Source organism: Vibrio sp. 1401 (assembly GCF_033340295.1).
Window position 1 is genome coordinate 1 of record NZ_JAWOWF010000034.1, and the last position, 14,264, is coordinate 14,264.

The window sequence follows — 14,264 nt, forward strand, 5'->3', positions numbered from 1 at the left end:
GTCCTAGGTTCATCTGGTGATACAGATGGTTCACACATTAAGCGGTGAACAGCGCTTCATACGACTTCACGTCGCACGCCCCAAAATGTTTTAGGTCAGTTTTTCTGTACGGCGTTCATTTTTGTATTTGACTTATTTTTCCTTATGCCAAAGCTCTAGCTATACGGCCAAATTCGCTCAGCCAGTACAGTCCGTCAAGTCGATAGCTATTCAATAACTAAGTGCCTGTTAATAGCTTTTTTACACTCAAGGGTAAAGCGTCCCCCCATATCCCTATCTACCTCGAACCTTTTCTTTTCCGAATCGACAAACCTTACAGTTGTTTTTATGTTCTCACCTTCACCGCTCAGGATGAGGGTCAGAGTGTTCTCATCTACCTCTTTGTAACCGAGAGTTAGCTTCTTCTCTCCAGCTTGGTTGTAAATGTCATATTTTGGATAGTTGTCATCAACCTCCACTGCGCCTATTTTATCGCTTTCGTCTAGTAGTGGTTCAAGAACAATATCTTGAATAACCTGACAAGCTAATAGGTATAAAGGAGAACCCTGCGCTTGTTTGATGATCGACCTTAGCTGGATGCTTCTATACAGGCCACCAAATGTAGCCCCTTCACTACTGGTCACTAAACTCTCCGCTATTTCATGGGCAGCAACAAACATGTTCTGTATATCCTCTTGTGAGTTGGATTTTTCAGTTGATGGGGTGTCAACCACTCGATTCACTATGGGGGCTAACTCTCCACCTAAAAAGCTTGTTAGATGGAGGGTTTCAAAAAAAGCACCTCGGTAGGCATTAATGTCTGAGCGATCCAAATTAATCACCCTCATCCCTGTTTCATAATGAAGTGTTAGTGCGCATTGATTTAAATACTGAATTAGCTGGATGATCACACTTTCTTTGATGTGTCTGTTCGGCGTTTCTTTGGCTTCTTCTTTTTGTAATAGGTTTAGAGCTTCTTCTAATACCCTTTCGGTATTCCGAAAGTAGTAGTCAATGGCTCGTATTGCTTCATCACAGACTCTTAGTTTACCACGTTGAATTAGACGGTCTTCCGCATACACCTTTGAGTGAATTGCTGGCAAGTCATCTGTTGAAATAAAAGTGAATGCACGGTCAGAGGAAATTTTACCAAACTGCTTAATTAAAAGACGCTCACTAGCAGCATACTCGTCTCTAAGGTGTCTATTTATTACTTGCTGCTCCTCTAATTCGGATGGCTTATTTGAGTTGTGAGCTATCAACCATTGAATTAATGTCGTAACACAAAAAACAACAAGAGCCAGCGGTAACTGATAGGTTTCTAATGTATTTTTTAGCCCCTCAGAGAAGCCAGAGACATTTTGAGCCATAGAGACCAATGTAAACACTGCAATTAGAGTGAAAGATGGCAACACCCAAAACCAAATGGAATTGTATGGAGGTTGCCTTTTAGCTTTGCTCTTTATTGTGTCCATAAATACTCTCAGTCAGTAGGTTATGTACTAGCTTACCCTATGAAACCCGTGATAACCAACAGAGTTAGTATGGTTGCGTTGCACATCATCCACACTACTAGAAAGTCCGTCGTGGCGAGCCGCTTATTCAATACATCACCTAATTCTAACTGAGTTAATTTAACAACCTATGTAACTCACAATTGTCCCAATTGTGAGTTTATACCTTCAGGCTGACAGTGCGGTCTTGTCGTGGTTAACCAGCGTACGTGTAAGATTGTGTATGAGTCACTACACTAGAAAACGTTATTAAGCTTGCCAACTATTTATTGGTCAAGTCTAAGCCCAAGTATCTTAGATGGCTTTTCTCATGGTTGGACGGGGAAATCAGTTAATGAAATCAGCCACTATTTTTAACAGCTCAGATGCAGGTCTTGCCGAGGTGGCAGTTTTGTAAACCACAACCTTATCGCCGTACTGGACTATAAGGTTTCCGGCATCACTTAGCGTGACTGATGCGATTACCTTTTCACCCATCTCATCTTGTATTATGTGCAGTATGTCTTCCGGAGTCATGTAGTTAACCTAGTGGCCTCAAAGTGTGACCCTGCTAAGTAGCTACTGCCAACGATGAATATGTCATATTTGATTGTCACCTCTCTGGCTAAGTTAGTGTGATCAATGTGAACCTTAAGGCAGTGCTTACATGTAATACTCCATCGGATCAAAAGCTGGGATGACGTTTGAATAGTTAAAATAAACTCGGCAAAATCCCCTTGTAACCTTACATTGTCAATCGTAAACAAATGCAAAGCGTTGTTATCCAAAAGACTCAGTTCGTGGATAAGTTCTTCCATAAGCTTTCCTTACAGAAGGCAGGCTAATGTCGTATACCTGCCTTACAATCTTTATTGTTTTATTTGTTGTACATTACTTTGTTTCTGAATTCGTTTTGGCGTAGGGCCTTTGGGTACGCATGGGACTGTAAATGGCTCATTAATATTACCAGCAGCGGTAAGAGGAATTTTGTTCCCACTTTCATCTTTTTTATAGCGAGCAACTCGACGTACGGCGATCTTGTTGCCAGCAATCGTAAGACCGAGGTGCGAGTTCCATCCTTTAAAGATCGCAGATAGTTTGCAAAGAAGAGAATAAGATGTCGATTCGTGAACAATTGACTGAAGGTAATTCCTAACCTGATATTCGATATCTTCCTCAGAGCTAAGTCCTAATGAAGAGATTACACGAGTTAGATATGTTTCGGGACAAAGAGGTAACTCTTTATACTCGCAAACAGATAGTTGTTTTTTGATTAAGTAGTGTGCGAACGCATAGATTGTTTCAGATGCTTGGCTTTCAAGTCGATGTTTTTTAAATACTTCTGAGATGAAATGAACCGAAAGTGCTAGTTCATTATGCTCTTCCACATATGCCAGTATTTCTGCGGGTTGGAACGATGTTCCTTGCGTCCCACGAAAGGCGAATGGATTTCTAGTCATGTCAAACGCTTTAGCGAGCATGGCAACGCGAGAAAGGACTGAAGCACTAACCTGAACTCCTGCCATCTCCAATACTTGCGATCTTGAGCGTATATTTCCCACATCGATATGGGCAAAGCTCAGGTCGTCAGTAACACCATAAGTAATAGGCGCTATAAACCCCACACAAGCCTCACAGGCTGCCTCTAGTCTATGGTGGCCGTTCAGGATTTCACCTTCATAAGAAATGATGATTGGCTCACCAGTTAGACACCACTCGCCCCTTCTCATAGCTTCTGAATACTTTTTTACTTTGGGTTTACTAAGCCGCCTATTTTTATTTTTTTTGTTTACTGTTCCTCGACTCGAAAACTTCAACATATCTCTTGCCAACTGAGGGCTAATGAAAATGGTGATGTGTTTAAGAGTCGTTTGTACAGCCTTTACCCCAGCGTAGTACTTAGCGTTCTCTTTGAAAATCTCTTCTAACTGAGTGGGGGAAAGTGTTTCGGTCGAGTTTTTTAGCAGACTGGTTGAACTGGCTAGATAGCTTGTCCGTTCACTTTCGTCAAAGTGACTCACTAAGCTGTTTACAATCGAGTGCTCTAGATCTGCATTTGAGACTTCATCGGTATCCCCGATACGTAATTCTGTCATGTTTTTATCCTTTGGTCGGTCTGTGGCAACATAGTGCGCAAAAGTACTAATTAGGTAGTACTCACTGAATATTATTGATCCGACATGCATGTCGGATCAAATTTTATTTGTAAATTAAACTGAGATAAACACAATGTTGGACATAAAGAATTGAAAGCCATAGAACAAAAAATATCTGGCATGTTGCTTTCGACTAAGGGCAAAACTTGTAAAACCCTCATAACAACTATGCCGATGGTTGCAATTGATGCCTATTTTTCCGCCGAGAATGTTAGATCGGAATTGAAGTGGATCATTGATGCAGCAACCAATGCGACAAACTTAGATAAAGTAAAAGCTATTCAAGCCGAGCTTGAGGAGCGTGTGGTCAAAGGTGAAGTTTTTGCACCACTTTCTATCACGTTTGCTATTGAGGGGAAGCCTGTCTTGGATGGGACTTCTCGTAGCCTGTCATCTTTGGCTTTCAATTCCAGCAGTACCCATATTGTCGGTAACGTGCTGACATTCGTGGCTATTTGCAGGACGTTGGGAATTAAGACTTTCTTGTTTAGCTCAAGGTTAAGTGCGAAAGAAATTAATCAAAAAAGCTTAGCTCGGCAGCGATTAGCAATGGAAGAAGTTGAAGTTCGAGTTATTTTTGATGATGAGAAAGGGTTGAATACCGCTGATGTCGTTCACTTATTTAAAAAAAGTGCGCTCTTCGACACGGCTCTAAATCTGCCTCATGTTAGTGAAGGTAATAGCTTGTCTGGTGACAGTGACTTCCCATTAAGTCCATTCATTTTTCAGTTAATCAAAGACACAGATATCGAGTCTTATGGTGGTGTCAACTTTGATGCTAAACATGTAAAGGTGTCTGAGAGTACTATTACCACCCAATATGTTCTGTTTAAGTTGCTCGTTGGTGCGGTAGCCGGAGCTGGCACTCAAGAGTACAGCAAGATGCCTAAAGACATAACATTAGAATCGGGAGAGAGTTTAACATCGATACTTGCATGTGGTTATATGAATAACATCTCAGCATTCATGAGAGGATGGCTGAAGCCTTTGAAAGAATCGTTCGTCAATAATCGCTCAGGATATCAACTATCTCCTCAGGTTTGGCAAGCATTAGGCTTAGTTATTCATCAACTTGTGACGGATGATATGTCACCTGACGTACTTGAAAATGCAGGAAGAGAACTGGGTAACCTTGACTACAGTAAGCAGGCTAAGCACTGGGAAAACTGCCCTGTGATGGAGCTGGATGCACAGGGGCGTATTTATAAAAATGCCGCCAACTCTACACGCCAGTTTAGGTTGGGTTTACAGGAGTACTTTTTGAAAGTGATCAGGGATGCGGCTAGCTTAGAATTATCCAGAGGTTAGTTTCGCACTTTCTTTATTGCCGCTATTCCCTTTTTGTTGGTGAATTGAGTAAGTTTCAAACTTTTATGTACTCTGACAAAGAGTACATGTACTAGCCAAGTATATTTTACTCAATTTACCATAGAATTAATCTAGTACATGTACCGAATTTATTATCACTTCATGCAAATCAAGTGTAACCTACTGTTATTTAATGAAAATTTACGTGTGATCTACCCATGTACAAGGTAAGTTTCGTAGATTTGTTAAATAGTCTGGGTTTATGGTTAGGTTCATGACTATGCTTAAATCAACCACTTACCAACCAGATCACGTACTTGCCAATTTATTATGATGAGTCTACGATAACTTCATAAGTAAAAATTATGTGGTTTTCGTTAGGTTCATAAATAAGTTTATTTAACAGTATTCTGATTTACCATAAAATAGCTAATATCGATCTATCAATCTACGATTGCTTGCTCTTCAATTAGCAACTTATAAAAAATGGCGTCTATTTCTTTAGACGCCATTTTTGTTTACTGGAAATATTAAATTAGCCACCGGCTAATTTGACTGTCATGCCTTTCTTTTCAAGATGTGCCTTGATCTTGTCTCTAGCATCACCTTGAATCTCGATATTGCCATCTTTTACAGAGCCACCACAGCCACAGACTTTTTTGAGTTCTGCCGCTAATAACTTTAAAGGTGCATCATCCAAGTCTAAACCTGTAACAATGCATACGCCTTTACCTTTACGGCCTTTCGTTTGGCGCTGAATCCGAACAACACCATCGCCTTTAGGGCGAGATACTTTTTCTTCTTCCGGTTTAATTCGACCGGTTTCTGTTGAATATACCAGAGTCATTCTATTGTTTCTTTTGTTGTTGAGCTTGCATCGCTTTTTGCTTTGCAACCAAATAAGCTTCGATATGGCGTTGAATAGCGGCTTTACTGCCCTTAATCAGTTTACCATTAAACATACAGTACCAAGAGTTAGGTTGGCCTGTATCGTTTTGAATAGTATAGCCGTTAAAGACCTCTGATTTTGCAACACCAGTTTGCTGCACTCTTTGTCCGAGTGAAGCAAACTCTTTGGGATCAATAATCGATGCGGTGTCACACCACCAATCAATGCTTTTCTTTACCGCCGTCAAACTGCCCTGTAAAACGTGGTTCTTGATTTTAACCTTCCAAACACTGCCATCTGATCCGACTGACTGCAGGTTAAAACCTCTATAATTTGAAATCGCCATACCACTGAGTCATCTGTTTAATGCGTTGATATAATCATAATTGCTACTGAGCAATATTCAAATACGGCTTGAATAATCCTTGCTCTAGAAAACAACTTGTATCATAAAACGCGTCTCGATAACGTTAATCACTTTGCACTGTTTATACAATCTTCCAAGAACTCATGAAATTTGTGCCCGTTGTTTTGAAGCATTTTAGGGAACATTGAGATCGGAGTCATTCCTGGAAATGTGTTTACTTCGTTTAAGTAAATCTCATCATCTTCCGTTAGGAAAAAGTCGATACGAGATAAATGACGAAGATTCATTTGTTTAAATACCGTCTCTGACGCGTGTTGGATGGAATCTAATTGTATTTGAGTTAGATTCTTCGCCTCAACTTCTGTGAGCGAGTGACTTGAACTGCTGTACTTTTCATCGTACGAGTAAAAAGCACCATCAGGCGCGATGACCTCGCCTGGCTTAGTGATATGTAGTTGGCCATTCATCTCATATGCAGCAACTTCAAGTTCTCGAGGTTTTACTGCTTTCTCAACCAACACTTGGTCAGAAAACCCAAAAGCATCATTTACTGCATTAGAAAGCTTGTCTTTTTCTGTGACACTGTAACAGCCAACGGAAGAACCTTGGCGAGCGGCTTTAACAAAAACTTTTCCCCACTTTTCAAAGGCTTTATGAGCTTGAACGTGAGCTTCTTCATCGTTTCGCGTTAAGAATAAGTATGGCGTATTGGGTATGCCAATAGCGTCGTACCAAAGCTTAGATGTGATTTTATTGAAACTATTGCTACTCGCTTCTGGCCCGCAGCCAAGATAAGGAATACCTGCGATTTCAAACAGAGATTGAATGTCGCCTGTTTCGCCAGGAAAACCATGTATACAAGGCACGATGAAATCAATGGTTTGATTAGATTCACTTGAGCACAACTGCTTGGTATTGAGATCCAAGTAAACCAACTCACCTTGGTTGGTCATCCAACCTTCGTTTTTTATTTCTACGCGTGTAACGTGAACGTCTTCAATAAGATTTAGTTGTTGTTCGACAAAGTTTGCAGACAATAATGAAATCTCGTGCTCAGAAGAGCCACCGCCGCATAGTAAAAGAATATTTTTAATCATGAATCCATCTTTCCGTGACCTACAAAAGATACTATTTATTATGATAAACCTTTGAAGTGTGACGTACAGTAATTTTAATGTGAGGAATGTTGTTCGAATAGGATTTGAGCAAATAAATAAGGGAGCTATTCGCTCCCTTATTTGATGTGTTAATTTAATTTGTTAAGCGTTGGGTAAGCTGAGTTTTTGATTGCATCAATGCTTTTAACAAATGGTCTTAACTGCTGAAATTGAGCTGGCAAAGTCGAAATCGCTTGCTTGGCTTCTGCGCTTGTTGCGTAGTCTCCGTATAAAACTGAGAACCACTTAGTACCGTTTACAACTTTGTAGTTTTCCCAAATTGGCTGACCGTTCTGTGGCAGCTTATTTGCAAACTGATCGACTTTAGCTTGGCTACCCACAGCTGCGACTTGAATGGTATAGCCGAATCGTTGAATGCCAGCTTGCTTTTTACTTGGTGGTACGATCTTAACTGGCTTCGCCTGCTCTTTTGGCGTTAGCTTGACTACTTTCTTTTCTTCAGGCTTTGCCGTCATTTTCACAACAGTTGGTTGTACGTCTTTTTCTACTACAGCGTTTTCAGACGCCATAATTGGTTTAGAGATACGATCTGATTTGTAGTCCTCTCGGTAACTTTCTGAGGTCACATCCGTGATGTAAGTTTCAGATGCACAAGCAGAAAGCAGAACTGACAAGCCGATGATTGCGATTTTTTTCATGAAGTAACAAATGCTCTGGATAAATATTACGATAAATCATGCCGATAGCAGGGCCGTTTATCAAGCATCAAATACAATAATCTGTGATTTTGATGTGATGAATAACACAAACTCCATAAGCATCGTACACATTTTCTGCAATGTCTGGTCTGAAGATGTTTTATCAGTAAATTATTCGTTTATGATTGATATGAAACCGAGAAGCCAACGTGACTTACAAACGGCCAGGAGTCAGCATGAATAAACTACATAAACTCTTTAAACCCAACTCTGTGGCCGTTATTGGGGCATCTCAAAAAGCATTGCGAGCAGGACATGTTGTGATGCGCAACCTTCTACAAAGTGGATTTGGTGGCGCGATTATGCCAGTAACGCCGCGATATAAAGCCGTATCTGGCGTGATCGCTTACCCTGATGTAGCTTCCCTGCCCTATACGCCAGATATTGCAATTTTGTGTACGAACGTTTCACGTAACGAGCAATTGCTTAAAGAGCTAGATGAGAGAGGCACACCGTTTGCGATTGTTATCTCTGATGACCCTAATCCTTTAGATATCTCATCATTGAACATTCGAGTCTTAGGCCCAAACAGCTTAGGTATCATCCTTCCTTGGCACAATTTTAACTGCACGTTTTCCCCTGTTGCAGCTAAACCCGGAAAAATTGCTTTCATCTCACAATCCGCGGCGGTTTGTACCACGGTTTTAGACTGGGCAAATGATAAGAACATTGGTTTTTCTTCGTTCATTTCGATTGGGCGCGGACAAGATATCGATTTTGCAGATTTGCTCGACTATTTGAGTATGGATGGAAACACTGAAGCTATTCTGCTTTATGTTGATAATATCCAAGACGCTCGCCGATTTATGTCTGCTGCGCGCGCCGCTTCACGTAACCGACGTATATTGGTGCTAAAAGCGGGCCGCTCTAAAGAGATGAATACTTTTGAGCAGCAAGACGGAGATACACTTGACGTAATTTACGATTCTGCTATTCGCAGAACTGGTATGTTACGAGTCAGCAATACGCATGAGCTTTTTGCCGCGGTAGAAACACTCACGCATTCTGTGCCACTTCGTGGAGAGCGTTTAGCGATCATCACCAATGGCGGCGGCCCTGCTGTTATGTCCGTTGATACTTTGATTGAACGTGGTGGCCAACTCGCAACGCTTGATGACGCTTCCATTGAGCAATTACAAGCAGTACTTCCATCCAACTGGCGTGCTCGAAATCCAATTGATCTGTCTGGTGACGCAACCCAAAAACGCTATATTGATACCATTAACGCACTGATGAATAACGACTGTGCAGATGCGATATTGATTATGCATAGTCCTTCTGCTGTTTCTGATCCTCTTGAAACTGCTCAAGTCGTTATTAATGCCATCAAATCTCACCCTCGGCATAAGCATTTTAATATCTTGACCAACTGGTCAGGAGAACAAACGTCGAGAGAAGCGCGACTGGCCTTTACTCAAGCAGGCATTCCAACCTATAGAACACCTGAAAGTGCGGTTGTAGCATACATGCACTTGGTCGAATACAGACGAAACCAGAAACAACTAATGGAAACGCCAACGACGGCAGAGCCATTACATTCTGGAAGTGTGAGTTCAGCAAAAGAATGGGTAAACGAACGACTACTGGATAAAAACACAGTTACCTTGGATACGCATCAAACCAGCCCATTATTTAAGCTGTTCGGGTTTAACGTTTTGCCTACGTGGATTGCATCTGACGACATTGAAGCCGTTCATATGGCAGAAAATATTGGATATCCTGTTGCGGTTAAATTGCGTTCTCCAGACATTCCTCATAAATCGGATGTTCACGGTGTCGCTCTAAATTTAAGAAACAGTCGAGAAGTTTCCAACGCAGCGCTATCCATTTTAGATACCGTAAAGCTCAGCTACCCTTCCGCCAATGTACATGGGCTGTTGGTACAAGGGATGGCAAAGCTCGGCAGCGCTGAAGAGCTACGGATTAGTATTGCAGTAGATAAAGTCTTTGGACCAGTGATCTTGCTTGGTCAAGGCGGCTCTGAGTGGAATATCGCCCAAGATGCCGTCGCTGCACTTCCTCCTTTGAACATGACGCTTGCGCGCTACCTTGTCGTTGTTGCCCTAAAGTCTGGAAAGATTCGCCTGCAGAAACACAAAGATGCGCTCGATATTACTGAGTTGTCGAAGTTCTTGGTTCGTATCTCCCAAATGGCAGTTGAGTTACCAGAAATACAAAAACTGGATATCCATCCAGTGCTAGTGTCCGGAAGCGATTTAACTATCCTTGATGCAGATGTCACACTGTGTAAATACGAAGGAGACGCCCAAAAACGGCTAGCGATTCGCCCTTTCCCGGCAGAGTTTGTCGAAACTGTAACGCTTCGAGATGGCCAACCTATCCTGCTTCGCCCTATCTTGCCTGAGGATGAGCCGCTGCATGCTCAATTCATTAATAGCGTATCGAAAGAAGATCTCTATAAACGTTTCTTTTCTGAAGTTGGAGAGTTCAACCATGAGGCTTTGGCAAACTTTACTCAAATCGACTACGACCGCGAAATGGCGTTTGTTGCGGTAGCGTTTAATACTGACGGACCGTCTATCATAGGGGTAGCCCGCGCATTGATTACACCAGACAATAGTGACGCTGAGTTTGCTATTTTGGTTCGTTCAGATTTGAAAGGAAAAGGTTTAGGCAAAGTGCTGATGCAGAAAATAATCAGCTATTGCAAAATTAAAGGCACAAAGCAAATGTCTGGAATGACCATGCCAACAAACAGAGGAATGTTGATGTTGGCTCAGAACTTGGGGTTTGAGATCGATGTCCAGTTTGCAGACGGTACGGCAGATATGGTGCTCCCTTTAAATTGAAAAGCGCAGCATTAGCGATGACTTTTACTTCTTACATTCGATAATCAATGGGAATCTAAGAAGTAAAAGTTACGTTGTTACTTTAGTTTCCAATTCTTTTTTAAGTACTGAATACACCAGGATTTTGCTTCACCCATAGTGTTCCGGCGCCATGCCAAAATAATATCCATCGGCTGTTCTTCAGTGCCTTCGATTCGTTTCAATACACCACTATCAATAAGAGGTTGTGCAATTTGGCTTGGTAATGTACCAATGCCTAAACCTGCAGTTAGCGCTTCTACTTTTGCCGTAAAGTTGGTGACGGTCAAGCGAGGTTGTTTTTGAATGATATTAATTGAGAGCGCGGGTTGCTCACGTGCGGTATCTGCAATAGCAATAATCCGATACTTTTCTCGCGCTGCTTCATCAAACTTACCACTACGCTTGTGAACATAGTGATCAGCGGAAGCTACCCAATACATACTCATTTTACCAATTTTTTCTGACTTAACTTCTTGAGGAAGCGTATCCAGTGATGGGCAAATCAGTAAATCAGCTCTCCCCGTATTCAAAGACTCCCAGCTACCAGCCAGAATCTCCTCTTGCAGCCTGACTCGAGTTGAGCTGACCTCGGCCAACGCATCAACCATCGGGAAAAAATTGGATATAGGAATAATGCCATCAAAGGCAATGGTAATATCCAGTTCCCAACCATTCGCCAATAACGTTGCATCGTTCACTAACTTTTCACTGGCTTGTAAAATGGCTCTTCCTCTTTCAAGAATAAGCTTACCTGCTTCAGTAAAATGGGCTTTGTGACCAGAGCGATCGAAGATAATAATGTCTAAATCTTGCTCGAGTTTCTGGATTTGATAGCTCAGCGATGACGGGGCTCTGTCTAACTCATTCGCAGCAGCAGCAAAACTCCCTCTTCGATCAATAGCATCTAGAATATGGAGTGCTTCTAACGTAATTGGACTCTGCACATGGCCTCTCTTAATGTGACATTTATCACATTCGTTGTATTTGGATGAACTTATCAAGAACTAACGACAAATTATATAACATATTGATAACTAAAGACTAGGAATGCTAATAGCCTAAGAAGAAGATTCAATACAAATCAATAAATGACAATGGTAATGATAGTAATTACCATTTAGATCCATTAATATCCGCGTGTTGTTACCTATTATGGATCTAAGGTATTGAAGCCAATGTATAAAAAATCAATTTTGTCAGCCTCCATTTTAGTTGCCCTTTCCCATACTGCTTATGCGGAAGAAGCTTCTAAGTTTGAAGAAGTCGTTGTGTCGGCCACCCGTACCAACCAAACCATAAACACTGTTGCTGCTTCTGTTGCTGTTGTATCAGAGAAAGACATCGAAGAAAACATGGTAAAGGACTTGAATGATCTATTCGAGTATACGCCAGGTGTTACTGTTAATGGCACTCAACGCCAAGGCGTCCAAAGTATTAACATTCGCGGGATGGAAGGTAAACGAGTTAAAATCTTAGTAGACGGTGCATCTCAACCAGGTGTATTCAGCGGTGGACCATATTCGTTTATCAATTCTAGTGCCGTTACTGTCGACCCCGATATGCTAAAGAGTGTCGAAATTGTTAAAGGAGCAGCTTCTAGCCTACATGGTAGTGATGCAATTGGCGGTGTTGTCGCATTCGAAACAAAAGATCCGAAGGATTTCCTCAAAGATGGCAAAGACTTTGGTGGTCAAGCTAAACTCTCTTATTCATCGGAAGATAACTCTTTTAGTGAGCATGTAGCTTTAGCAAAGCGTTTCGGTAGTACAGAAGCACTTGTAGCCTTTACACGCCGTGATGGTGCAGAGCTACAAAATTTCTCTAAGGCGCCTTACGATAACTATTCTGTGGACAACCAAGATTATTACAAAAACGATCTATTGGTAAAACTTCAATCTCAATTGAATGACGCTCATCGCTTGGAGTTTTTGGGAGAAGTTATTTACAACGAGACTGACTCAGAGATCGCACATAAAAGTTACAAAAACTTCAACGCTGAAGACACAACCAAGCAAAATCGCATTGGGCTCAAGCACATTTGGTTTGCAGATGCAGCTATCTCGGATACGATCACGTCCAAGCTTACATGGATTGGTAAAGAAGAAAACGGCGTCTCTAATCGCTTTATCGAAGCTAGCCCTGGTTACCCACCTTACGTACCGCCTAGTGGTGACAACCAACAGAAAAAAGATTACGAATATACTGAAGACAAATTTGAATTCGAAACTCAGTTAGATAAAGAGATTCAAAATCACTATATTGTTTACGGAATATCGTACAAACATAGTGACATCAGTAATACCAATCGCGAGTTTAATTCCGATCCTGGCACGCCAGATACTGTTTACGTTTACACACCGGATGCAAAAGAAGAAAGCTTTGGTTTATTCTTGCAAGATGAAATTTCGCTTCTTAATGACAAGCTAATTCTGACTCCAGGTGTGCGTTACGATTACTTCTCTACTAATCCTTCAAATACTTCTGAAGAGTCATTCGAGAAGTTTAGCGACTCTGCATTAACTGGTCGTTTAGGAGCAACTTACTCTGTATCGAAACCTGGCACGATCTTCGCGCAAGTGAGCCAAGGGTTCCGAGCGCCATCGTTCGACGAGCTTTACTACACCTACGATAATCCGGCTCATGGCTATACCAATCGCCCTAACCCAAATTTGGGATCTGAAAAGAGTTTGTCTTATGAGCTTGGTTACCGTCATAACACTGCAGCGTCTGCAACTGAAGTAGCGTTCTACTACAGTGATTACAGTGACTTTATTGAGCAAACGTCATCAAACAATGGTGGTTTAACTGAATTCACAAATATCAATATTAGTGAAGCAAACATTAAAGGGGTTGAGCTCTCTAACCGTCTTGATTGGCATGCCATTGCTGGTCTTCCATCAGGCGTGACAACTCGCTTTGTTGCAGCATACACAGAAGGTGAAGATGGTGATGGTAATCCTTTGAACAGTGTAAACCCATGGAATGCCGTAGCTGCTGTAAATTACGATTCACCAAATGCACTTTGGGGGACAAGCCTAAAAGTAAACTACACGGCTAAGAAATCGAACAGTGATATCAACTCTGATGGTGATAAAGGCGGAATCAAAGACCAAGTTGCTTTGCCGTCTGCGACAGTCGTTGACTTAACGGCGTACTACAAACCAATGAAAGATATAACCATTCGTGCTGGTGTTATGAATCTAACGAATGAAGAATACCATCTTTGGAACGATGTTCGCGGTAAGACTGAGTTAAGTCGAGACAAAACGCAAGCTGAGCGTAATTACAACATTAGTGTTAAATACGAGTTCTAAACCTTAAAAACACAAAAGCCAGCGTAATGCTGGCTTTTTTATGGCTTTCAT

General features: G+C 41.5%; 11 protein-coding genes. 3 read left to right on the forward strand and 8 right to left on the reverse strand.

Annotation, left to right across the window (positions count from 1 at the left end; all coding sequences use genetic code 11):
* Positions 1–206: 206 nt before the first annotated feature.
* From R7Z77_RS16450 to R7Z77_RS16460, 3 genes are all read right to left on the reverse strand, one after another.
* Positions 207–1,454, reverse strand: a complete 1,248-nt coding sequence (locus R7Z77_RS16450; RefSeq protein ID WP_203514219.1) for a hypothetical protein — start codon at positions 1,452–1,454, stop codon at positions 207–209.
* Positions 1,455–1,820: 366 nt separating this feature from the next.
* Complete coding sequence (locus R7Z77_RS16455) at positions 1,821–2,009, reverse strand: hypothetical protein (RefSeq protein ID WP_029808445.1); 189 nt, start codon at positions 2,007–2,009, stop codon at positions 1,821–1,823.
* Between the two features lie 332 nt (positions 2,010–2,341).
* The gene (locus R7Z77_RS16460; RefSeq protein WP_225452542.1) at positions 2,342–3,568 is read right to left on the reverse strand and encodes a chromosome partitioning protein ParB; all 1,227 of its coding nucleotides are present in this window, start codon (positions 3,566–3,568) and stop codon (positions 2,342–2,344) included.
* Between the two features lie 180 nt (positions 3,569–3,748).
* On the opposite strand from R7Z77_RS16460, the gene R7Z77_RS16465 reads away from it, so the two are divergent.
* Positions 3,749–4,936, forward strand: a complete 1,188-nt coding sequence (locus tag R7Z77_RS16465; RefSeq protein WP_405543207.1) for a hypothetical protein — start codon at positions 3,749–3,751, stop codon at positions 4,934–4,936.
* Between the two features lie 535 nt (positions 4,937–5,471).
* On the opposite strand, the gene yciH is transcribed toward R7Z77_RS16465, so the two are convergent.
* The 4 genes from yciH to R7Z77_RS16485 form a co-directional block, all read right to left on the reverse strand.
* Positions 5,472–5,783 (reverse strand): stress response translation initiation inhibitor YciH, encoded by a 312-nt coding sequence (yciH, locus tag R7Z77_RS16470; RefSeq protein ID WP_005376292.1) that lies wholly within the window; start codon positions 5,781–5,783, stop codon positions 5,472–5,474.
* 1 nt (position 5,784) lies between these two features.
* Positions 5,785–6,171 carry a DUF3319 domain-containing protein gene (locus R7Z77_RS16475; RefSeq protein ID WP_005376294.1) on the reverse strand — a complete coding sequence of 129 codons (387 nt, stop codon included), beginning with the start codon at positions 6,169–6,171 and terminating at the stop codon, positions 5,785–5,787.
* Between the two features lie 128 nt (positions 6,172–6,299).
* Positions 6,300–7,289, reverse strand: coding sequence for a D-alanine--D-alanine ligase (locus R7Z77_RS16480; protein ID WP_033907069.1), 990 nt, complete (start codon positions 7,287–7,289; stop codon positions 6,300–6,302).
* Between the two features lie 149 nt (positions 7,290–7,438).
* Positions 7,439–8,008, reverse strand: a complete 570-nt coding sequence (locus R7Z77_RS16485) for an SPOR domain-containing protein (RefSeq protein ID WP_005390018.1) — start codon at positions 8,006–8,008, stop codon at positions 7,439–7,441.
* Between the two features lie 236 nt (positions 8,009–8,244).
* Between R7Z77_RS16485 and R7Z77_RS16490 the strand changes: the two genes are divergently transcribed.
* A complete protein-coding gene (locus R7Z77_RS16490; protein ID WP_085569030.1) occupies positions 8,245–10,878 on the forward strand; it encodes a bifunctional acetate--CoA ligase family protein/GNAT family N-acetyltransferase in 2,634 nt (877 codons plus the stop codon).
* Between the two features lie 77 nt (positions 10,879–10,955).
* Here R7Z77_RS16490 and R7Z77_RS16495 read toward each other — a convergent pair whose 3' ends face one another.
* Complete coding sequence (locus R7Z77_RS16495) at positions 10,956–11,843, reverse strand: LysR family transcriptional regulator (RefSeq protein ID WP_017634152.1); 888 nt, start codon at positions 11,841–11,843, stop codon at positions 10,956–10,958.
* Positions 11,844–12,074: 231 nt separating this feature from the next.
* Here R7Z77_RS16495 and R7Z77_RS16500 point away from each other — a divergent pair, with 231 nt between their 5' ends.
* Entirely contained in the window at positions 12,075–14,213 is a 2,139-nt protein-coding gene (locus tag R7Z77_RS16500) for a TonB-dependent hemoglobin/transferrin/lactoferrin family receptor (RefSeq protein ID WP_064354781.1), read from the forward strand.
* The last annotated feature ends 51 nt before the right edge of the window (positions 14,214–14,264 follow it).

Coding starts and splice junctions, on each gene's coding strand:
- R7Z77_RS16450 (WP_203514219.1), bottom strand. CDS start 1,454: ATGGACACAATAAAGAGCAAAGCTAAAAGGCAACCTCCATACAATTCC.
- R7Z77_RS16455 (WP_029808445.1), bottom strand. CDS start 2,009: ATGACTCCGGAAGACATACTGCACATAATACAAGATGAGATGGGTGAA.
- R7Z77_RS16460 (WP_225452542.1), bottom strand. CDS start 3,568: ATGACAGAATTACGTATCGGGGATACCGATGAAGTCTCAAATGCAGAT.
- R7Z77_RS16465 (WP_405543207.1), top strand. CDS start 3,749: ATGTTGCTTTCGACTAAGGGCAAAACTTGTAAAACCCTCATAACAACT.
- yciH (WP_005376292.1), bottom strand. CDS start 5,783: ATGACTCTGGTATATTCAACAGAAACCGGTCGAATTAAACCGGAAGAA.
- R7Z77_RS16475 (WP_005376294.1), bottom strand. CDS start 6,171: ATGGCGATTTCAAATTATAGAGGTTTTAACCTGCAGTCAGTCGGATCA.
- R7Z77_RS16480 (WP_033907069.1), bottom strand. CDS start 7,289: ATGATTAAAAATATTCTTTTACTATGCGGCGGTGGCTCTTCTGAGCAC.
- R7Z77_RS16485 (WP_005390018.1), bottom strand. CDS start 8,008: ATGAAAAAAATCGCAATCATCGGCTTGTCAGTTCTGCTTTCTGCTTGT.
- R7Z77_RS16490 (WP_085569030.1), top strand. CDS start 8,245: ATGAATAAACTACATAAACTCTTTAAACCCAACTCTGTGGCCGTTATT.
- R7Z77_RS16500 (WP_064354781.1), top strand. CDS start 12,075: ATGTATAAAAAATCAATTTTGTCAGCCTCCATTTTAGTTGCCCTTTCC.